This is a genomic window from Curtobacterium luteum (assembly GCF_001475545.1).
GTDB lineage: Bacteria > Actinomycetota > Actinomycetes > Actinomycetales > Microbacteriaceae > Curtobacterium > Curtobacterium luteum_A.
Window position 1 is genome coordinate 1 of sequence record NZ_LDQC01000094.1, and the last position, 20,698, is coordinate 20,698.

16 protein-coding genes are annotated in these 20,698 nt (G+C 73.3%); 5 read left to right on the plus strand and 11 right to left on the minus strand.

Features of this window, described 5'->3' with window-relative positions; all coding sequences use genetic code 11:
* Positions 1–1,293 (plus strand): DUF58 domain-containing protein (locus tag NS184_RS14605; RefSeq protein ID WP_058726830.1); only part of this gene is annotated, 1,293 nt, incomplete at its 5' end.
* 7 nt (positions 1,294–1,300) lie between these two features.
* Here the strand turns inward: NS184_RS14605 and NS184_RS14610 are convergent.
* Positions 1,301–2,296 (minus strand): stage II sporulation protein M, encoded by a 996-nt coding sequence (locus NS184_RS14610; protein WP_058726831.1) that lies wholly within the window; start codon positions 2,294–2,296, stop codon positions 1,301–1,303.
* Between the two features lie 87 nt (positions 2,297–2,383).
* Between NS184_RS14610 and NS184_RS14615 the strand changes: the two genes are divergently transcribed.
* On the plus strand, positions 2,384–3,253 hold the full coding sequence (locus tag NS184_RS14615) for an RDD family protein (protein ID WP_058726832.1): 870 nt from the start codon (positions 2,384–2,386) through the stop codon (positions 3,251–3,253).
* 127 nt (positions 3,254–3,380) lie between these two features.
* Here NS184_RS14615 and ahcY read toward each other — a convergent pair whose 3' ends face one another.
* On the minus strand, positions 3,381–4,859 hold the full coding sequence (gene ahcY / locus NS184_RS14620; protein ID WP_058726833.1) for an adenosylhomocysteinase: 1,479 nt from the start codon (positions 4,857–4,859) through the stop codon (positions 3,381–3,383).
* A gap of 250 nt (positions 4,860–5,109) precedes the next feature.
* Positions 5,110–5,322, minus strand: coding sequence for a DUF3499 family protein (locus NS184_RS14625; RefSeq protein ID WP_058726834.1), 213 nt, complete (start codon positions 5,320–5,322; stop codon positions 5,110–5,112).
* A gap of 58 nt (positions 5,323–5,380) precedes the next feature.
* Here NS184_RS14625 and NS184_RS14630 point away from each other — a divergent pair, with 58 nt between their 5' ends.
* Positions 5,381–5,821, plus strand: a complete 441-nt coding sequence (locus NS184_RS14630; RefSeq protein ID WP_058726835.1) for a metallopeptidase family protein — start codon at positions 5,381–5,383, stop codon at positions 5,819–5,821.
* Between the two features lie 46 nt (positions 5,822–5,867).
* Here NS184_RS14630 and NS184_RS14635 read toward each other — a convergent pair whose 3' ends face one another.
* The 5 genes from NS184_RS14635 to manA all read right to left on the minus strand — a co-directional run bounded on the left by NS184_RS14635 (position 5,868) and on the right by manA (position 13,058).
* Positions 5,868–7,274, minus strand: a complete 1,407-nt coding sequence (locus NS184_RS14635; RefSeq protein ID WP_058726836.1) for a DUF5719 family protein — start codon at positions 7,272–7,274, stop codon at positions 5,868–5,870.
* Positions 7,271–10,129, minus strand: a complete 2,859-nt coding sequence (locus NS184_RS14640; RefSeq protein WP_152998240.1) for a glycosyltransferase family 2 protein — start codon at positions 10,127–10,129, stop codon at positions 7,271–7,273. Before NS184_RS14640 ends, NS184_RS14635 begins: the two co-directional genes overlap by 4 nt.
* A 180-nt stretch (positions 10,130–10,309) precedes the next feature.
* Complete coding sequence (locus NS184_RS14645) at positions 10,310–10,642, minus strand: WhiB family transcriptional regulator (protein WP_083513738.1); 333 nt, start codon at positions 10,640–10,642, stop codon at positions 10,310–10,312.
* Between the two features lie 185 nt (positions 10,643–10,827).
* Positions 10,828–11,796 (minus strand): UDP-glucose 4-epimerase GalE, encoded by a 969-nt coding sequence (gene galE, locus NS184_RS14650; RefSeq protein WP_058726854.1) that lies wholly within the window; start codon positions 11,794–11,796, stop codon positions 10,828–10,830.
* A 53-nt stretch (positions 11,797–11,849) separates the two neighbouring features.
* A complete protein-coding gene (gene manA, locus NS184_RS14655; protein WP_058726838.1) occupies positions 11,850–13,058 on the minus strand; it encodes a mannose-6-phosphate isomerase, class I in 1,209 nt (402 codons plus the stop codon).
* A gap of 42 nt (positions 13,059–13,100) precedes the next feature.
* Between manA and NS184_RS14660 the strand changes: the two genes are divergently transcribed.
* Positions 13,101–14,486 carry an O-antigen ligase family protein gene (locus tag NS184_RS14660; protein ID WP_058726839.1) on the plus strand — a complete coding sequence of 462 codons (1,386 nt, stop codon included), beginning with the start codon at positions 13,101–13,103 and terminating at the stop codon, positions 14,484–14,486.
* A 55-nt stretch (positions 14,487–14,541) separates the two neighbouring features.
* Here NS184_RS14660 and NS184_RS14665 read toward each other — a convergent pair whose 3' ends face one another.
* On the minus strand, positions 14,542–15,933 hold the full coding sequence (locus NS184_RS14665) for a hypothetical protein (RefSeq protein ID WP_058726840.1): 1,392 nt from the start codon (positions 15,931–15,933) through the stop codon (positions 14,542–14,544).
* Between the two features lie 92 nt (positions 15,934–16,025).
* Between NS184_RS14665 and NS184_RS14670 the strand changes: the two genes are divergently transcribed.
* Positions 16,026–17,327, plus strand: a complete 1,302-nt coding sequence (locus NS184_RS14670) for an O-antigen ligase family protein (protein WP_152998242.1) — start codon at positions 16,026–16,028, stop codon at positions 17,325–17,327.
* A gap of 122 nt (positions 17,328–17,449) precedes the next feature.
* Here the strand turns inward: NS184_RS14670 and NS184_RS14675 are convergent, their stop codons facing one another.
* A complete protein-coding gene (locus tag NS184_RS14675; protein WP_058726842.1) occupies positions 17,450–18,190 on the minus strand; it encodes a polyprenol monophosphomannose synthase in 741 nt (246 codons plus the stop codon).
* Entirely contained in the window at positions 18,187–20,676 is a 2,490-nt protein-coding gene (locus NS184_RS14680; protein ID WP_058726843.1) for a glycosyltransferase, read from the minus strand. The genes NS184_RS14675 and NS184_RS14680 overlap by 4 nt, the downstream gene beginning before the upstream one ends.
* Between the last annotated feature and the right edge of the window lie 22 nt (positions 20,677–20,698).

The window sequence follows — 20,698 nt, forward strand, 5'->3', positions numbered from 1 at the left end:
GGCCTCGCGTGGGTGGGGGTCGTGGTCCTGGCCACGGCACTCGACGTGCTGCTCGCGGCCGACCTGGGACGGGTGCGCGTCGAGCGACGGATGCCCCGGCTCGCACGTCGGGACACCGTGGCCGACGGCACGCTCGTCCTCGCGAACGACGGCCCGCGCCCGCTCCGCGCGCTGGTCCGGGACATGTGGGAACCCTCGACCGGGTTCGGGCCGGACCGCATCCGCCTGACGGTGCCGTCCGGGGAACGGCGCACCGCTCGTGTCCGCTTCGCGCCGTTCCGTCGTGGACGTCGACGGACCGCGGGGGTCGCCGTCCGGGCGTTCGGACCGCTCGGTCTCGCCGCACGACAACGGGTCCTGTCGGCTCCGGCCGAGCTCGTCGTGACGCCGCCGTTCCGGTCCCGCCGGCACCTCCCGTCCCGGCTCGCGCGACTCCGGGAGCTCGACGGCGAGACGACGCTGCAGCTCCGTGGCCACGGCACGGAGTTCGACTCCCTGCGCGACTACGTGCGGGGCGACGACGTCCGGTCGATCGACTGGCGGGCGACCGCTCGCCGGCAGGACCTCGTGGTGCGGACCTGGCGCCCGGAACGGGACCGTCGTGTCGTGGTCGTCGTCGACGCCGGCCGTGCCGGGGCCGGGCGGATCGAGGACGAGCCGCGGCTGGACACCTTCATCGAGTCGGCGCTGCTCCTCGGCGCGCTCGCTGCGGCAGCCGGAGACCGCGTCGACCTCGTGGTGCTCGACGACCACGTCCGGGAGCGGGTCGTCGGCGCCACCCGGACGGACGTCGTGCAGCGGTTCGGCGAGGCCCTCGCACAGGCCGAGCCCGGGCTCGCCGCCACCGACTGGGCCACCGTTCCGGCGGTCGTCGACGCGGTCACGACCGCACGGGCGCTCGTCGTGCTGCTCTCCGGCCTCGACTCGGTCGGCGCGTCCGGTGACCTGCTGGCCGTGCTCCCCCGGCTGACCGCGCGGCACGCCGTCGTCGTGACGAGCGTGACCGACCCTGCCGTCGCGGCGGCGGCGAGCGGCGACCGGGAGCCGGCCACCGAGCCACGCGGGCCGACCGTCGGACGCGGGGCGGGCCTCCCGGCCGGGGCAGCACGCGGCGGGGCTGCCGAACGCGACGTCCACCGACGGGCGGCAGCCGAACGCACACTGCTCGACGCCGAGGGCGTCGCGGACGCCGCACGCCGGGCGGGTGCCGAGGTCGTACGGGGTGTCCCCACGGCCGTGCCGCCGCTCGTCGCCGACGCCTACATCCGTGCGAAGGCGGCCGGTCGCCTCTGACCGCTGTTCACCCCGCGGTCAGCGCCGTCGCGCCGCGCTCGAACTCCTCGAGGTCACCGCGCTCGCCCGCGCGGTACGCCCGACCACCGACCACCCACTGGTAGACGAGCACGAGCGCGAGGGCGACCGTCCCGATGCCGATCTTCACCGGCCACGGCCAGGGCTGGCGGGTGACGACGCCCTCGACGAGCCCCGACAGGAGCAGCGTCAGGGTCAGACCGACCGCGACCGTGATGAGCGCGCGGCCGTCCTCGGCGAGCGCCTGCGCCCGGGTCCGGGGCCCCGGTGCGATCCAGGACCAGGCGATCATCAGTCCGGCGGCACCGGCGAGGAAGATCGAGTACAGCTCGAGCTGGCCGTGCGGCGCAATCCAGAGGAAGAAGTCGCCGAGACGTCCCTGGGACTGCATGACGGCCGCGGAGACCCCGAGTCCGACGGCGTTCTGCACGATGGAGAACGGGACGAAGACGCCGGTGATGCCGAACGCGACCATGCTCGCGGCGATGTAGGCGTTGTTCGTCCACACCTGCGCCGTGAACGCTCCGAGGCCGTGGTCCGAGTAGTAGTCGACGAAGTCCTGCGTCGCGTAGCGGCGGAGCGCTTCGGGGGTGCCGAACGTGTCGACCGCGCCGGGGGTGGCGATGATCCACGCGCCGACGACGACGCCGACGAGCGTCGTCGCGACGGCCACCCAGATCGTGGTCCAGCGGATCCGGTACAGCGCGGCGGGGAGCTGCACGGCGAAGAACGTCGTGACCGCGGTCAGCGGGTCGACCGGGGTGCCGGTGAATCGCAGCCGGGCGCGGAAGAGGGTGAGCGACAGGCGGTCCCCCGTCGTGGTCCGGGGCGCGGCGCCGCGGATGCGGGCGAAGTCGGTCGCGGCCTCCTGGTAGCCGGAGACGAGTGCGTCGACGTCCGCACCGGACCGGGGACGGGCGCGGGCCAGGCGCTCGAGCTCCTGCCAGCGGTCACGGTGCACGTCGCTGTACGCGTCGAGGTCCACTGCTCCCCCTCGTGGTCCGGCGCCGGTGCGTCGTGCCGGCGATCCTGCACCGGTGCGTGGCGCCCCGGTCTCCGACAGAATGATCCCATGCCGAAGCCGCCCCTGCCCCGCGACCTCGCGGACGCGCGCTTCGTGCGGGCGCTGGACGACACCGTCGACGAGCTCGTCGTCGGTGAGGCCGTCGCGCTCGACGTCCAGCCGGCCGGCATCGCACTCCGTCTGGCAGCGGCGCTCCTCGACGCCGTGTGCACCGTCGCGCTGTACGTCATGCTGCTCGTCGGGCTCGCCCGTGTCGTCCCGAGCGGCGTCGACACGGGCTGGGTGGCGGCGTTGCAGATCGCCGTGCTCGTCACCGTGCTCGTGCTCGTGCCCGCCGCCGTCGAGGCCACCACCCGCGGCAAGAGCGTCGGACGGTACGCGACGGGCACCCGCGTGGTGCGCACGGACGGCGGGGCGATCGGCTTCCGGCACGCCTTCACCCGCGCACTGGTCGGCCTGCTCGAGCTCTGGGGGACGCTCGGCTCGCTGGCGCTGCTCGTCGCGTTGTTCGGCTCACGGCCGCGGCGGCTCGGTGACCTCCTCGCCGGCACCGTGGTGCAGCACGAGCGGGCACGGCGGACGACGGACCCGGTGGTGCTCATGCCGGTCGAGCTCGGCGAGTGGGCCCGGGTCGCGGACGTCTCGACGCTCCCGCAGCGGCTCGAGAACCGGCTCGGGGCGTTCTTCCGCGGGGCGGCCGACATGCGGCCGGACCACCGCGCGGCGACGGCGGGGACCCTCGCCGCAGCGGTCTCCGGGTACGCGCACCCGGTGCCGCCCGTGCCCGCCGAGGTCTTCCTGGCCGGGGTCGTGGCGCTGCGGCGCGACCGGGACCTCCGCGCGCTGCGGGGCCGCGCGGCGACGATCGCCGCGGCCGCCGCCACGGCCGGTGCGCGGCCGCCGGGCTTCCCGCGCTAGCCCGCAGCGATGCGGCACCGCTGGCGTTCCGCGGCCCTCGTACACCGCGTTCCGGACACGGCACCGTGATCTTCCGCGCTGCCGTGTCCGGAACCTGGTTCCGCCGGTCCTCCCGAGCCGCCGCCCGTCAGTACCGGTAGTGGTCCGGCTTGTACGGCCCCTCGACCGGCACGCCGATGTACGCCGCCTGCTCGGGCCGCAGCGACGTCAGCCGGACACCGAGGGCGTCGAGGTGGAGCCGCGCCACCTTCTCGTCGAGGTGCTTCGGCAGCACGTACACCCCCGTCGGGTACCGGTCGCGCCGCGTGTGCAGCTCGATCTGCGCGAGCACCTGGTTGGTGAACGAGTTGCTCATCACGAACGAGGGGTGGCCGGTGGCGTTGCCGAGGTTCATCAGGCGCCCCTCGGAGAGCACCAGGACCGAGCGCCCGTTCGGCAGCCGCCACTCGTGCACCTGTGGCTTGATCTCGACCTTCTCGGCCCCGGGCAGCGCCTCGAGCCCCGCCATGTCGATCTCGTTGTCGAAGTGCCCGACGTTCGCGACGACCGCGAGGTGCTTCAGCGCGAGCATGTCGTCGACCCCGACGACGCCGAGGTTGCCCGTGCAGGTGACCACGATGTCGACCTCGCCCGCGACGTCCGCGAGCCGTGCGACCTGGTAGCCGTCCATCGCCGCCTGCAGTGCGCAGATCGGGTCGACCTCGGACACGACCACGCGGGCGCCCTGGCCGCGCAGCGCTTCCGCCGCGCCCTTGCCGACGTCGCCGTAGCCGACGACGAACGCGACCTTGCCGCCGATGAGGACGTCCGTCGCCCGGTTCAGCCCGTCCGGCAGCGAGTGCCGGATGCCGTACTTGTTGTCGAACTTCGACTTCGTCACCGAGTCGTTGACGTTGATCGCCGGGAACTTCAGCTTCCCCTCGCGCGACAGCTCGTAGAGCCGGTGCACGCCCGTGGTCGTCTCCTCGGTCACGCCCTCGATGTCCGCCGCGATCCGGGTCCAGCGGTCGGCGGAGTCCCGGAGCGACGCCGCCACGGTGTCCAGGACGATGCGCCACTCCGCGCTGGCGTCGGGTCCGGCCTCGGGCACGCGCCCGGCCGCCTCGGCATCGGCGCCGGTGTGCACGAGCATCGTCGCGTCACCACCGTCGTCGAGGACGAGGTTGGGGCCGATCCAGTCTGCTCCGGCGGACGCCGCCTCGGCGCTCCAGTCGAAGACCCGGTTCGTGCACCACCAGTACTCCTCGAGCGTCTCGCCCTTCCACGCGAACACCGGGACGCCCGCGGGTTCGTCGACCGTCCCGGTCGGGCCGACGACGACCGCCGCGGCTGCCTCGTCCTGCGTCGAGAAGATGTTGCAGCTCGCCCAGCGCACCGTCGCGCCGAGCGCCACGAGCGTCTCGATGAGCACCGCCGTCTGCACCGTCATGTGCAGCGACCCGGCGATGCGGGCACCGGCGAGGGGCTGCGCGGCACCGAACTCCTCGCGCAGGGCCATCAGCCCCGGCATCTCGTTCTCGGCGAGGCGGATCTGGTGGCGTCCGGCCTCGGCGAGCGAGAGGTCGGCGACGCGGAACGGTGCTTCGGTGCGGGACTCGGTGGGCATGACGCCAGTCTTCCACGCGTGCGTCAACACGCGGTGGGCGCGACGCGTGGTGGACGCGACCCGCGGTGGACGCGCCCCGCGGCGAACGCGACCCGCGGCGGACGCACCCCGCGGCGGACGCACCCCGCGGCGGACGCGACCCGCGGCGGACGCGACGCGGTGCGACCGAGCGCGCCGCGGTGGTGACGGCCGGGAGGCACGGAGCGCGTCCCCGCGTCGATCAGGCGGGCGGGGCCTCCAGGCCGGTGCCTCAGTCGGCTTCGCGGAGCGGCTCGCGTCGGACGACGCGCCATCCCCGCGGCACCCGCAACCGCGCGGCGTGCCGCGCGCACAGGTCGTAGCCGTGCGGCTCCACGCGCGTCGAGAGCGGGCCGACGACGACCATCGAGTCCCCGTAGTCGTACGTCAGGGTCGCCGACGCGCTCGCGCCACAGGCGACCTTGCTGCAGATCCGTACGTCCATACCGGTACCGACCCTACCGGGTGGGTCCCGGGCCCCCGGGCCCGCGTACGATGACGGGATGCGTCGCAAGCCCCCGCTCGTCACCCCGGTCGACCGTGGCCGGGGCCGCTCCCGCCATGGACGCGGTGGTCGCTCGAGCGTCACCGGACCGGACCTCGCACCGCTCACCACGCGGGCCGAGGCGTTCGACCGGATCGTGGGCGACACCGCCCACTACCTCGTGCAGCTGTGGCCGGACGAGCTCGCCGGCGTCGTGTTCCAGGTCGCGGACATGCCGACCGATCCGACCCTGCCCGACCGCATGCCGCGGTGGCGGGTCGACCGGGCGGGCAAGCGGGTCACGGTGTTCCGCATCCCGGTGGAGCGGGTGACCCACAGCCCCGAGAAGGACGACGTGGACCGGAGGATCATCGTCGAGACCGCCGTCTTCCGTGCGGTCGGCGAACTCATCGACAAGGACCCGTGGGACCTCGCGCCGGACCGCTACCGGCACTGGTGACGGACCGGGGGCAGCGGACCAGCCCCGCGGGCAGCGCGTCCCCGGCTCAGGGGTAGACGCGCACCGGGGTCGAGACGGCCGTCGACGGCCGGATCGGGAAACCCGCGATCCCGTCGTCGTTCTGGTAGGTCACGCCCGCCACCAACCCGGCGGCGCCGGTGATCGTCAGCTGCTTGGCGGTCGGCGCGGGCACGGTGACCGTGGCCCCGGAGACGACCGACACCTTCCGCTCCTCGTCACCGGAGCTGATCGTGACGTCCGCATCCGTGCGGGTCGGGTTCACGAGTGTCAGCTCCGCACCGTCACCGGGGGCGACTGCGGTGACGACGTCGTCCCCGAGCGGTTCGGCCGACGCGAACCAGCCGAGGTCGGTCGCGTCGTCCTGGGTCGGCGTCGTGGTGCGGGCACCCGCCACGACCGGGACGGTCGAGCTGATCGTGAGCGAGTACCGGCCGTCCGGGAAGTCGTCGAGCGTGACGTCGGTGACGATGCCCGGCTCGGCGGTGGCGTTCACGGTGGAGCCGCCACCGTCCGCGGTCGTGATCCCGAGGGTCACGCGGGCCGCGGCGGCGCCGGGGACGAACAGCCGGACGACGGGTGCGGCGTCCGCGGTGTCGTCACCGCGCTGTGCGGCGTCGGCGCCCTCGAGGACGACCCCGGGGATGATCTGGGACGTGCTCGGAGCGGCGCCGCCGGACACGATGTCGAAGCCACCCGGGGTGAGCGTCCGCACCACCGTCTCCTGCATGTGCGCGACGATCTGCCCGCCGGAGGACTCGACGTGCACGACGGTCGATCCCTGGTCAGAGACGAAGCCCGAGAGCGGCACGACCTTCTGGCTCCGCGGGGCCACCACGATGCCGGTCGTCCCCGGCGCGCTCACGGTTCCGGAGCCGTCGTAGATCGCGAGGTCGACCGTCGCGTTCACGTCGGTGGGGTTCGAGAGGGTGATGAGACTCGTCCGTCCGGTCTCGGTCGAGCCCCCGACGAGCCAGGTCGACTGCGCGGGGTCGTCGCACGACGCGGCCCCGACGCCCACGAGGTCCCCGTCGGAGACGCTCTGGTAGCTGCTGCCCGCGACCTGCGGCGTCGTGGACCCGGCCGGCGCGGTGAGGAGCCGGGGATCGCTGCTGCCGGAGTCGTCCCCGCCGAGGTCGGACCGCTCGACGGAGTCGCCCGTCGTCGCCGTGGCCACGGTCGCGCTGCCGACGGGGCTCGCCTTGGTGGCGTCGTTGCCCGCGTCGTCCGAGAGCCGCAGTGCGTTGCCCGCGCAGACCCGCTGCGCGTCCGCCGCGACGGGGGTGACCGTCTGACCGGCGGGCCGGCCCGGGGTGGATCCGGTGCCGATCGCGTGCGCAGCCGTGACGGCGCCCGCGGCGACGACCACGGCGACGGCGGTGGCGGTGCCGCGGACCACCCAGCGGCGGACGGTGGCGGGGGTGCTGGCGCTCATTCGTCACGCTCCTCGTCGAAGGTGGTCGCGGGTTCCTCGGCCTCGATGCGGTTCGAGGTGGCACGGCGCCGACGGGGTGCGGTCGGGACCGCGAGCAGCGCCGCCGCGCCGAACACCACTCCGAGGACGACGAGGTACGCCACGTGGGTGGCCTGAGCGGCCGCCGATCCGGTGGAGGTGCGGTCGACCTCCCCGTCGAAGTGGAAGAGCTGGCCGTTCGTCGTCTCGCCGATGCTCGTGAAGAGCGCGTCCTGACCGATCGCCCCGGCGGCGCGGTCGTGCACCGCCTGCGCCCGGGGGTCGGAACCGGCGTCGTCGAGCAGCACGAAGCTGATGCCGAGCGAGCGCAGCGCCGGACGCGGGTCGTAGCCGCTGCGGCTCGCGAGGTTGCCCGCGAGCGTCGTGAGCTGCTCACCCGAGCGGGTGAGGGTCAGCGCCGTCGACTCGAGCGTGGACTGGTCGTCGAGTGTCGACCCCTGGCCGCGTTCGAGCGAGACGGAGAGCGAGCCGTCGGGCTGCGGGTCGACGACGAGCGTGCCGACGTCCGGGTTCGCCTGGGCCTCGGCGTTGACGTAGGCACTGAGGACGCGTCCGCTCGTCGGCTCGATCGTGGCCGTCTGCAGGTAGAAGGCCGCGAACGCCGGCGCGACCGTGACGCCCGCGAGGACCGTCGCGACGAGGCCCGCGACGGGCGCGAGCCTCGGCAGCACGTCGAGTCCGATGCACGCGGCGGTGACGATGCCGAGCCAGTACACGCTGAGACCGCTGCCCGGCCAGACGATGGTGGTGGTGGAGCCGACGCCCGTGACCGCGAGCTGCGTGGCACCGAAGGCCGTGGCGTATCCGAGCAGGGCGACGACGAGCGCGGCGCCCGCGACGGCCCAACGGTGCCCGAGCATCGCGCCGAGTGCCACGACGGCCACCGGGAGCGTCAGGACCGCCATCACGACCGGGAGCACCCAGGCGACGATCCCGAGCGCCTCGGTGTGGGGCAGCCACCCGCTCCAGTCCGGGACGGGCTGCGCGATGGTGAGCTGGAACGCCGAGGGCGTCCGGGTCGCGGACGGCACACCGGGATCGGCGAAGACGGCGAGCGGGTTGCCCCTGGCCACCTGCGCGAGGACCAGCGGGAGGAACAGCACCGCGGCCGGGACCGGGATGAAGACCCGGCGGTGCGCCCGCCGCCAGCCGACGACCAGCGCGACGAGCCACGCGAGCAGGAGGACGGGCAGCAGCGACGGCGCCGAGGCACCGACGACCGCGAAGAGGATGGCGGCACCGGCGGCCCATGCCCAGGACCGGTGCGCCTCGAGGAGCGCGAGGAACAGCCACGGCAGCGTCAGGTGCGCGATGACCGCGCCGAGGTGCCCGGTCGTGACCGCACCGACGAGCGTCGGCGTGATCGTGTAGAGCGCCGCACCGATCACCGGCACCCAGGTCCGCGTCGTGACCTTGCGCACGGCGAACCACGCGCCGAGCGCCGACACCGGGAACGCGAGCAGCATCACGAGCACGACCGAGGTCGACGGCGACCAGAACGTGATCGAGCCGAGGACGGCGACGACCGCGGTGAACGGGTCGCTCGGACCGGTGAAGCCGGTGCCGAGCGAGTGCCAGCCGTAGCCGACGTTCTGCCACAGCCGACCGACCGTGCTCGACAGCGGCAGGAGCCCCCCGCCCGTGAGCGCCGGCGAGCCGAGCAGCGGGTACAGCGTCACGACGCTCAGCACGGCCGCGGCGAGCACCACCCAGACGCCGCCGTCGCCGAGGAACGAGGCCCGTGCGATCGGGGCGTCCTCGACCCGCGCGAGCTCGACGTCGCGCGACGTCGTCCGGCGCTCGTGCAGTCGGCGCCAACTCACGCGGAGCGGCTCGATCGCCGCCCACCCGACGCTGCGGTTGCGGGCGAGCACCCTCCGCGACCGTCCGACCCCGCCCCCGAAGGCGACCGCGAACGCCGCGGCGAGCTCACCCCCGACCGCGGCAGGGTGCTTCGCCACGAGGTGTCCGACGGCGCGGGCGACCGCGAACGGGACGAGCGTCAGCCAGTGCAGCCAGAGCGACCAGGCTGGTGCGTACGTCAGGCGGCGATGGAGCTGGGCCTGCCGGTGCAGCCGGACGCGCCTGCCCTCGGAGAGCCGCTTTCGGCCGAACTCCTCGACCGGGCCGGCACTCGTGACCCTCGCTTCCGGGACGACCGCCACCCGGTGTCCGGCGAGGCGCGCGCGCACGCACAGGTCCAGCGCGGCGTCGACGTCGGGCAGCGCCGGGTCGAACCCGCCGAGCTGCTCCCAGACGGACCGCCGGACGAGCATGCCGGCCGCTGCGACTGCGAGGACGTCGGTGTACCGGTCGTGCTGGCCCTGGTCGAGCTCGTCCTGCACGAGCACCAGGGACCGTCCGGTCCGGGTCATGCTCTCGCCGAAGTCGCGGATGCGGGCGGGGTCGTCGTCGTGCACGAGCTTCGGACCGACGACCACGACCGACGGGGCGATCTCCACCGCGGTGAGGAGCTCGGCCAGCGCGTCGGGTGCGGGTGCGTTGTCGTGCCCGAGGAACCAGAACCACTCGTCGGCCGGACCGGCACCGTCGCCGTCGACGGGTGCGACCTCGCGGACGCCCGTGGCCACCGCCTGGGCGAAGGTCCGTCGCGTCGACAGGCGGACGAGCGCGGCCGAGCCGCCGAACTCCAGGCCCGCGGTGGAGCCGTCGGTCGACCCCGCGTCGACGACGACGAGGCCCTCCGGGTGGCGGGTCTGCCGGGCCAGCGCGTCGAGCGTGCGGTCGAGGTGGTCGCCGCCGTCGGCGGCGACGAGGATCGCGGTGACACGGGGCTGGGAGACGCTGGGCTGCATGACGGGCGTCACTCTACGGTCTGGAGGCGCACGCTCCGTCGCGGACGGCGGCGCGCCGTGAACCTGTGGGAGCCATCACCGCGCGGTGTGCGCCGGGGAGCGAGATGGCTGAGCCCCGGCGCCTTCGTCGCAGGCTCCTCAGGGGCGCAGTCGCAGGGCGCTGGCGCGCCCTGGGCGCGACTACGCCCGTTTGCGCAGCTTGCGACGCTCGCGCTCGGAGAGGCCGCCCCAGATGCCGAAGCGCTCGTCGTTCTCGAGCGCGTACTCGAGGCACTGCGCACGGACCTCGCACGAGGTGCAGATCCTCTTCGCCTCGCGCGTCGATCCGCCCTTCTCCGGGAAGAACGCCTCGGGGTCGGTCTGCGCGCACAGCGAGTCCGCCTGCCAGGCGAGCGGGTTCTCCTCGTCGTCGGTCTCCGTGCGGCGGACGCCCGGGACGCCGAGCGACACCGGGTCGACGTGCCAGTCCTCCGGAACACCGGCGCTGAAGTCGGAACCGTTCACCCTGATCACCCCTGACGACTTGTGACGGACCACGACGGGTTGCCGTCGTTGCTGTAATTACAGCGGTGTGATTCCCGAGAGTCAAGTCGCGGATCATAGAAGCGCCTGACGGTTCCGGCGTGTCATGTCCCCCGTCCTGGCGTGTCGCCCGCGTTCTGTCCGGGTTTCGGGGGACACGCCAGGACCGGATCAGGTCACGCTCGGGCGACGCTGCGGCGCGCCTCCCACGCGCTCGACACCATCTGGTCCAGGGAGTGCCGCATCGCCCAGTCGAGGTCGCGGGCCGCCGCCTCGCCCGTCGCGACGATGCGAGCGGGGTCGCCGGGGCGCCGCGGGGCCACCTCGGGCTCGAAGGCGATCCCGGTGCCCTTCGCCATCGCGTCCATGATCTGGCGGACGCTCACGCCGTCGCCGCTGCCGAGGTTGTACGCCCGGTCGAGCGGCTCCCCCGCCTCGAGCTTCCGCGCGGCCACGGCGTGCGAGTGCGCGAGGTCGGCCACGTGCACGTAGTCCCGCACGCAGGTACCGTCCGGCGTCGGGTAGTCGTCGCCGTTGATCCGCGGGGTCCGACCGGCGAGCAGCGCGTCGAACACGAGCGGGAAGAGGTTGTGCGGGCTGGCGTCGTAGAGGTCCGGCTCGCCGGAGCCGACGACGTTGAAGTACCGCAGCGACGTCGTGGTGAAGCCGCGCGCGACCTCCATGTCCCGCAGCAGCCACTCCCCGATGAGCTTCGACTCGCCGTAGGGCGACTCGGGTGCCTTCGGGGTGGACTCGACGACGGTGTCGACGTCCGGGGTGCCGTAGACCGCGGCGCTCGACGAGAACACGACCTTCGTGACGTCCTCGTCCGCCATCGCCCGGAGGAGCGTCGTCATGCCGGTGACGTTCTGCTCGTACGTGTGCAGCGGACGCTCCACCGAGACACCCGCGTACTTGAAGCCGGCGACGTGCACGACCCCGGTGACCGTGTGCTCCCGGAGCGTGCGGCGCACCAGTTCGCCGTCGAGGATCGTCCCCTCGACGAACGGCACGTCCTCCGGCACGAAGCCGCGGAAGCCGCTCGAGAGGTCGTCGAGCGCGACGGTGTCGATGCCCGCCGCCCGCAGCGCTCGGACGACGTGGGACCCGATGTACCCGGCACCGCCGGTGACCAGCCAACTCATGGTCGTCACGCTAGCGGACCGGGGTGTCCGCCAGCGGCCTCAGGCGTGCGTGTTCACGCACCCGTCGCGATGAAGACCGTCGACGTCAGGCCCGACGCCGCGTCGGCCTCGACCGTGACGTCGCCCTCGTCCGGCGTGACGTAGCAGGCCTCGCCCTGGCGGAGCAGCGTCGCGCTCGTCGCACCGACGAGCGTCACCACGCCCTCGGTGCAGATCGCGATCGAGGGGCCGTCCAGGGGCGCGACACCACCCGTGCCGAGTCCGACCGGGCCGCCGTCACCCGTGACCCGCACGAGCGCGAAGCCGACGCCGTCGGGGGCGAACCGGTCGACCCCTGGGGCGAGGTGCTCCGGTTCGAGGACGGGTGCCGGGTAGGCGGTGAAGTCGAGGACGTGCAGGAGCTCCGGCACGTCGACGTGCTTGGGCGTCAGGCCCCCGCGGAGGACGTTGTCGGACGGCGCCATGAGCTCGATCCCGAGCCCGTCGAGGTAGGCGTGGATGTTCCCGGCGGGCAGGTACATCGACTCCCCCGTCCGGAGCGTGACCCGGTGCATGAGGAGCGACACCACGATGCCGGGGTCACCCGGGTACGCCGCCGCGAGGTCACGGACCGTGCGGATGTTCGGCCCCGCCTCGTCCTCCGGGACGGCCGCGGCGAGGTCGCTCACCGCCTGCACGACGGCGAGCGCGCCCTCGTCGGCGGTCTCGAGCCAGCGCACGGTGTCCTCGAGGCCCTGCCCGAGGTGCGCGACGAGCGGACCGAGACGACCGGACCCGGCGTCGAGCCGCTCGACGTCGGCCGTCGTCTCGGCCACCGGGCGGAAGCCGCTCAGGGCCTCGAAGCGCTCGCTCAGCGCGACGACGAGCTCGGGCTTCGGGAACGGGTCCTTGTAGTTCCGGGCGGGGTCGTCGATCGGGATGCCGGCCGCCTCCTCGCGTTCGAACCCGTCGCGCGCCTGCTCCGGGGTCGGGTGCGCCTGCAGCGAGAGCGGTGCCGCGGCGGCGAGCAGCTTCAGGAGGAACGGCAGGCCGCTGCGCTCCGCGCCGAGCGCGTCCTCGGGTTCGGCGGTGATCCAGTCGAGCAACGTGTCGGCTCCCCCGACCATCGCCGGGTTGACCACGACGCTCGGGCTGCCGGGGTGGGCGCCCAGCCAGAGCTCGGCCTGGGGTGCGCCGGTGACCGTGCGGCCGAGGAGCTCGGGGATCGCGGTGACGGATCCCCAGGCGTAGTCGCGCGGGGTGTTGGTGATGCCGAGGAACATGCGGCGAGCCTACCGGCGGGTGCACGACGGTACCCTGACGTCGTGACGAACACGTGGCCGGTGGCTCGAGGGACGGTTCCGGAGCGGGAGGCGTTCGCGTTCGCGAGCACCCTGCTCGGTGTGGTGTTCGCCGGTGACGCGGTGCCGAACACCCTCACCTGGGTCGGTGCGGGCGTCCTCTGGGCGCTCGTCGCGGCGTGGGGCGTCACGATCCTCGTCCGTGCGAGGCCCCCGCTGACCCGGACGCCCCGGTCGCTGTGGTTCTTCCTCGCGTGGTGCCTCGTGTCGCTGGTGTGGTCGCACTGGCGGTACGCGACCCTGCCGAGCATCGTGGTCCAGGTGGTCTGCGCCGCGGTGGCCTTCGCGGTCGCCTCGACGCTGACCTGGCGCCGCATCCTCGACGCGACGAGCCTCGCGATGCGCTGGGTCCTCGCGCTCTCCCTGGTGTTCGAGGCGTTCGTCGCGGTCGTGCTCCGCCACCCGATCGCTCCCGCGTGGACCGACTACGGGGACGCGAAGATCCCGGACGCGTTCTACTTCTCGCGCGCCGAGCTCTTCACGGGCGGCCGCATCCAGGGGCTCCCGGGCAACGCCAACCTCCTGGCGATGGTGGCCCTGCTCGCCGCGATCGCCGTCGGGGTGCAGCTCGCCGAGGGGCGGATCCGCCGGGCTCGGGCGATCGGGTGGCTGGTCGTCGCCGCCGCGGTGTTCCTCCTCACCCGCTCGTCCACGGTCGCCGCGGCCGCGGTCGTCGTCGCGCTCGTGCTCGTGGTGGCGCTCTGGATCCGACGGACGCCCACCGAGCGCCGCACGCCGCGGTACCTCGTCGTCGCGGCGGTCGCCCTCGTGCTCGCGGCGGGCGCCTTCGTCGCCCGCGGGACGGTCTCGGAGATCCTCGGCAAGGGTTCGGACGCGACGGGCCGCGGCGAGATCTGGGCGAAGGTCCTCGGGCTCGTCGACCAGCACCCGGTGCTCGGCTGGGGGTGGATCGGCTACTGGTGGCCGAGCATCCCGACCCTCGCCGACCTCGCACACCGCAAGGGCGTGACGTACCTGCAGGCCCACGACGCGTACCTCGACGTGTGGATGCAGACCGGCGTCATCGGCCTCGTCCTGTTCGCGGTCTACGTCCTGACGACCCTGCAGCGGGGCTGGGCGGGCGCGACGCGGATCGGGTACGACGCACGCCTCGAGCAGCGTCCGTTCGACCCGGTGACGCTCTTCCCGCTCCTCGTCGTCGTCGCGCTCCTCGTCCAGTCCGTCGCCGAGTCGCGTCTGCTGTACCAGGGCAACTGGATCCTCTTCGCGCTGCTCGCGATCAAGTCCCGCATCGTGCTGGTCGGCGACGAGCCCGTGTCGACCGGGGACGGGCCCCGCACGCCGCCCGCCCGACGCGCGTTCCGCCGGGTACCGTCCGAGCGCGCCTGACCTCGGTCGGCAGCCGACCCCGGTTCGCCGATCGGGCCGCACGGCGGCACCACCGTCAGCGCAGTCGCTCGCAGGGCACCTTCGCGCTCCACGGGGCCGTCTGCACCCGCACGAGGTCGAGACCCCGATCGGCGCGGCAGGTGGCTGCTGCGGCCGCCATCTGCGGCGCCCAGACCGGTCCGGCGGCTCGGCGGGACTCCGCCGGCGCGTGGTCCAGGACCTGGGGAGCCACGCCGATCACCACCGACGTGACGACCAGCGCGACCCCGCTCCACCCGGCGGCGGCCCCGGCGAGCCGAGCCGCGCCTCCCGTCCGCCCGGACCGCGACGCACCGCGGATGCCACCCCGTCCGTCCGCCCACGTGACGAGCACCCCGGCAGCGGTGGCGGCTGCGGAGAGCAGCAGCAGGCCGCTGGCCGCCGCGTAGCGCAGCGGACGGGCCTCGGCGAGCGCCGGTGTCGGGTGCGCCCACGGCGAGTCGACGCCGTTCGCGTACAGGGCCGCGGCCCAGACGACGAAGGACGCTCCGCCCATCGCGACCACGATCCACCGCGCCCGAGCGCCCCCGACGACGACGGCCGCGACGAGCAGCGCCACGATGCCGAGCGCCGGGACGACGGCGACCCACCAGCCGTGCGCGAGCACCGACCGGACCACGTCCGTCGCGCCCGGCCGGTACAGCCCGCCGACGGGCTGCAGGAGCCACCCGGCCGCGATGTCGAGCGGGCGTGGTGTCGCGGAGGCCGCGGTCCGCGGGGTGGACAGCGCGACGAGCACCTGGGCGGTCGCCCCGACGAGCGCCACCACCGTGACGGGCAGCGCCCTCAGGTCCGGGCGTCCCCCGCGTCGGGCGGGACGGGGGAACCAGGCGAGCAGGAGCAGCGGCACGAAGAGGACCGCCTGCGGCTCCGTGAGCGTCACGGCCCCGGCCACGAGGGCGAGGCCGGCAGCCGACCACCGGCTCCGGGGCCGGTAGGCGAACACCCACGGAGCGAGCGCGAGCAGGAACCAGTGCAGGTTGGCGGCGTTCCCGGCGATCTCGTACGGCGCCAGGGGCAGCAGCGCCGGGACCGACGCGAGCAGGGCCCGGAGCGGCCAGGGGCCGACGACCGGCCGGGCGAGCACGAACACGAGGGCAGCTGCCGCCCCGACGACGCAACAGGAGCCGAGCGACAGGGCGAGCGCGTACCGCTCGACGGGCAGCGCCCACGCGGCGTCGACGACGAGCCGCGGGACGAGGTGGAGGTAGCCGGCGTACGGCTGCAGGAGGTCCCACGGACCGTCGGCCACCCGCTCCCGGAGGAACACGCCGCCGTCCTCCGCCCACACGGTGCGGGCGGCGACCGGTCCGAGCCGCAGCCACCCGACGACGGCGACGACGAGCCCGACGAGTGCCGGGCCGAGGACACCGACGACGGCGGTCCGGACGGTCCCCCAGCGCTGCACGTCGAGAGCGTATCGTCGATATCGCGTTTCGTGGATGGCGACCAGCCGCGGGGTGGCACGTGCACGTCGCCGCGGTACGCGAAGATGGACGGGTGACGGACAGCCGGGTGACCAGACGCGTGCAGGCGCGCCGGTACCTCTCGGCCTGGATCGGGTTCTCGGCGGGCGGGCGGTTCAGCCAGGCCCTCGCGACCGTGATCGTCCTCTTCGCCTTCGGCGAGCCCACCGTCACCGCGCTCGTCGGCGGCGCGGGCACGTGGGCGGTGCTCGTCACGCTCGTGGTGCTCGCCGGGCTCAGCCTCCTCGGTCAGCGGTACCGGATCGAGTGGCACGGCGTCCTGCCCCTCTCACTGCTGGCCTTCGTCGGGTACTGCGCGCTGAGCGTCCTCTGGAGCGAGTACTCCTGGGTGGCCCTGCGCGGGCTGACGGCCACGGTGTGCTTCGTCGGACTCGGCCTGTACCTCGCCCTCGGACGCGACCTCGTGCAGGTCATCCGTGCCTCCGGTGACGCGTTCCGGATCCTGCTCGTCGTCGCCCTCGGCCTCGAGGTGCTCTCCGGCCTCGTGCTCGACGTCCCGATCCCCGCGTTCGGCATCCGCGGCGACATCGCCTACGGCGGACCCATCCAGGGCATCGGGGGCACGCGCAACTTCATGGGCTTCATCGCCGCGATGGCCCTCGTCACCTTCGTCGTCGAGTTCCTCACCCGGTCCGTGACCGTCTGGCGCGCCGTCGCGTCGACCACCATCGCCGTGATCGCGCTCATGCTCGTGCAGTCGCCGATCACCGGGCTCGCCATGATCGCCCTCGCGGTGACGGCCCTCGCGCTGTGGGCGCTGCGGCACGCACGACCGGCCGCCCGACCCGTCGTGAACGGGGTGCTCGGCGCCGCGGTCCTGGCGATGATCGCGGTGGGGGTCATCGCACGGCACCGGGTGCTCGCGGAGATCGGCGCCGCCGGCGGCACGGCGACACGGCTCGGACTCTGGGCGCAGATCCGGTCGCTCACGACGCAGTACCCGATCCAGGGCTGGGGCTGGGTGGGCACGTGGCCGCAAGAGGCCGTCGTCCCGTACGTCACCTTCATCGACCCGGCCGGCCAGCGCTTCACCTCGGCGCTCAACGCCTTCGTGGACGCCTGGCTGCAGATCGGGCTCGCTGGGACGATCCTGCTCGGCATCACCGCCGTGCTCGCGTTCGCGCGGGCCTGGGTGACCGCGACGACGTTCCCCGGCGTCGCCTACGTCTGGCCGGCGGCTGTCCTGGTCCTGCTCGCGGTCACGAGCACCGCGGAGAGCTACCTCCTGCACGGAGCGGGGCTGATGGTGTTCGTCACCGTGCTGGTCGTCGCGGCGCGACGCCGCTCGTGGCGGCGACACCTCCCGCGGGTCTGAGGAGGCCGACCCGGAGGCACGGCACCGCGCCGTCCGCCTACTCGCTCCGGCGGTCGGTGCGTCGGGCGCGGGGCGCGGACCCGCATCGCGTCAGCAGGCCCCGCGGTCAGCTGGCCCCGCGGTCAGCGGCGACGGCCGAAACGACGCTGGAAGCCCCACTGGGTCACGCGCAGCATCGCCTCGACGACGATGCCGCCGCTCATCTTCGACACCCCGTGCACGCGGTCACGGAACCGGATCGGCACCTCGACGATGCGCCCGCCCTGCGCGTCGACCCGCAGCGTCATGTCGACCTGGAAGCAGTAGCCCTTCGAGTCGATCGTGTCGAGGTCCATCGCGGCCACAGCGGACGCCCGGTACACGCGGAACCCCGCGGTGACGTCGTGCACGCCGATGCCGAGCACGAACCGGGCGTAGGTGTTCGCGCCCCGGCTGAGGACCTCGCGCCGCAGCGGCCAGTCGACGACGGACCCACCGGCGACCCACCGGGACCCGATCGCGAGGAGCACCCCGTCGTCGGAGCGGACCGCGTCGATCATCGCCGGGAGCCGGTCGGCCGGGTGGGAGCCGTCCGCGTCCATCTCCACCAGCAGCGGGTACCCGCGCTCGAGCCCCCACCGGAAGCCGGCCACGTACGCCGTACCGAGCCCGAGCTTCCCCGATCGCTGCAGCAGGTGCACACGGTCGTCCTCGGCGGCGACGGCGCGGACGATGTCGCCCGTGCCGTCGGGGCTGCCGTCGTCGACCACCAGGAGGTGCGCAGCGGGCACGGCGCCGAGGACGGCCTCGATGATCCCGCGGACGTTCTCCGCCTCGTCGTACGTCGGGACGACGACGAGCGCGGTGGGACCCTGCGTCGTCACCGGCTCTGGAGGCGACGCTTGATCTTGCCCGCGACGCTCCTGGGGCCCTCGGTCCGGAGGTAGTGCACCGCACGACCGAGGTCGTGCCGGACGCCGTACAGCTTCTTGCGCTCCGGCACACGCACCCGCATCTCGTGCGGAGCGACGGCCGTTCCGGTGTCGCGGACGGACTTGTCCGCGGCGCGGATCGGGTTCCGGCAGAACTCCACGAGCGGCGCGAGCACGTTCTCCCAGGTGAACTGCTCGCGGACGCGGTCGACGTTGCCGATGAACTCGGTCCGGGCCTTCTTGTCGAAGAGCGCGGTCTCGAGGGCGTCGGCGAGCCCGGTCACGTCCTGCTCGTGCACGGCGATCCCGAGCCGCTCCGCGGCCACGAGGTCGCCGAAGGAGTCGCCGGCCGTCGTCACGATCGGCAGCCGCGCCCAGAGGTAGTCGAGGATGCGTGTCCGGAACGAGAACGTGGTCTCGAGGTGCTCGTAGTGCGTGGAGACGCCGGCGTCCGCCTCGAGCAGGTAGGCCCCGCGCTCCTCGTACGGGATCCACGTCTCGTTGAAGAAGACGTGCTTGCCGGTGAGCCCGAGCGCGTCGGCCTCCGCCCGGACCTTCGCGACGATGTCCATCTCGGGCACGTCCGGGTTCGGGTGCTGGACGCCCATGAAGAGGAGCTTGACGCTCGGCTTCCTCGCCGCGAGCTCCCCGACCGCGCGGACGAGCGTGATCGGGTCGAACCAGTCGTAGATGCCGCCGCCCCAGACCACGAGCTTGTCGTTCTTGCCGATGCCCGGCACGACGCCCTTGACGCGCTGCACGTCGTGCACGGGCGGCGTCGACGACAGGCCGAACGGCACGACGCCGATGAGCGATCGGAGGTCGGGGTCGCGGGAGTAGGTGCGGGCGTTCACCCGGCCGGAACCGGCGAGCTGGCCGAGCCAGAACATGCGCTGCCGCTCGGACGCGCAGATGAAGTAGTCGCCGAGCTCGAGCTGGTGGTTGAGCGTGTCCGAGGCGTCGAGGATCTGCCGGTTCCACTGGTCGACGTCGTCGCTGCGGCCCTGCTCGAGCTGCTCGAGGTGCAGCGGGTCGTAGACGTCGACGACCAGGATCTTCCGCGTGGACTCGAGCACGGGGAACAGCCGGAGGGCGTGGCCCTGCACGACGATGACGTCGGCCCAGGCCTCGTGCTCGACCATCTGCCGGGGGTGTCGGTGCGGGACCGTGACGACCTCGTACGACGGGTCGATCTGCTCCGACCGGGTCAGGCTCGCCACGCGGACGTCGTGTTCCTTCGCGAGCTCCTTCGCCATCTGGGTCGCCCGGATGGCGGGGCCGGCCATCTTCTCGCCGATGGCGTCACCCGTGACGATGAGGACGCGCCGCCGGGTGCCGACCTCGAGCACGCCGAGGGAGTGCACGATCTTGTCGTACCCGGCGAGGTAGCTCTCGATCGGGTACGCCGGTTCGTCGCGGTTCCCGAACAACCGCAGCAGCTCGCGGTCGCTGCGCACGCGCGTCGCCTGGATCTGCCGACGCGACTCCGTCATCGACGGCAGCTGCTCGACGAACTGGTCGACGCCGTAGATGCCAGCCATGCTCGTCTTCGGCACCGGGATGGTGGGCACGCTGTCGTCGCCGGGGTTGCGCAGATCGAGCTCGGTCGAGTCGAGCTCGCCGCGTCCGACCGCCCGACGGACCGCGAGGGCGAGGGACCCGGGCAGCGCGGCCGCGAGCTGCTCGTCGCCGAGGTTCTTGTAGAGCGTGAAGAGGGCGTTCCGCTCGAGCAGGTAGGTCTCGCGGAAGTCGCCGAACTTGTTCATCGACGCGTGGTGCTTGTGGAAGGCCACGGACTTCGGCTGGTACCGGAAGCGCCAGCCGAGCAGGTTGAGACGCCACCCGAGGTCGACGTCCTCGTAGAACATGAAGTAGCGGTCGTCGAAGCCACCGAGCTGCTCGAAGAGCTCCGCCCGGATGAACATCGCCGCGCCGGTGCCGAACAGGACGTCGGTCTCGCTCTCCCAGCGGCCGGTGTCCGGCGACCCGGCGAACGGCTTGTAGCCCATGCCGTACCAGGTCATCGCGGCCTCGGTGAAGTCGACGTTCACGCCCTCCCAGTCGAGGACCTTCGACGCCACCGCACCGATGTCCGCACCGGAGGCGAACGTCGCCATCGCCTCGCGCACCCAACCGGTGTCGGGGCGGGCGTCGTTGTTGAGGAAGGCGACGACCTCGCCGGAGGACTTCGACACGCCGAGGTTGCAGCCGCCGGTGAAGCCGAGGTTGGCGTTCGCGTCGACGAGGGTGAAGTCGAGGTCCGACGCCTTGAGCCTGCCGAGGTGTTCCGGACCGGAACCGTTCTCGACGACGATGACCTCGAGCTTGTCCTGCGGCCAGTCCTGCTTCCGCAGCTCCGCGATGCTCGTGAGGGTGTCGTCCGTGCCCTTGTAGTTCACCAGGACGACGGAGACGACTCCGGCCTTGCGCTCGCTCACGCGGTTCCTCCAGCTGCTCACA

Bases quoted from the DNA above. Each gene is read 5' to 3' on its own strand.
- NS184_RS14630 (WP_058726835.1), top strand. From the start codon at position 5,381: ATGCGTCGCAAGCCCCCGCTCGTCACCCCGGTCGACCGTGGCCGGGGC.
- NS184_RS14640 (WP_152998240.1), bottom strand. From the start codon at position 10,129: ATGCAGCCCAGCGTCTCCCAGCCCCGTGTCACCGCGATCCTCGTCGCC.
- NS184_RS14625 (WP_058726834.1), bottom strand. From the start codon at position 5,322: ATGGACGTACGGATCTGCAGCAAGGTCGCCTGTGGCGCGAGCGCGTCG.
- NS184_RS14615 (WP_058726832.1), top strand. From the start codon at position 2,384: ATGCCGAAGCCGCCCCTGCCCCGCGACCTCGCGGACGCGCGCTTCGTG.
- ahcY (WP_058726833.1), bottom strand. From the start codon at position 4,859: ATGCCCACCGAGTCCCGCACCGAAGCACCGTTCCGCGTCGCCGACCTC.
- galE (WP_058726854.1), bottom strand. From the start codon at position 11,796: ATGAGTTGGCTGGTCACCGGCGGTGCCGGGTACATCGGGTCCCACGTC.
- manA (WP_058726838.1), bottom strand. From the start codon at position 13,058: ATGTTCCTCGGCATCACCAACACCCCGCGCGACTACGCCTGGGGATCC.
- NS184_RS14635 (WP_058726836.1), bottom strand. From the start codon at position 7,274: ATGAGCGCCAGCACCCCCGCCACCGTCCGCCGCTGGGTGGTCCGCGGC.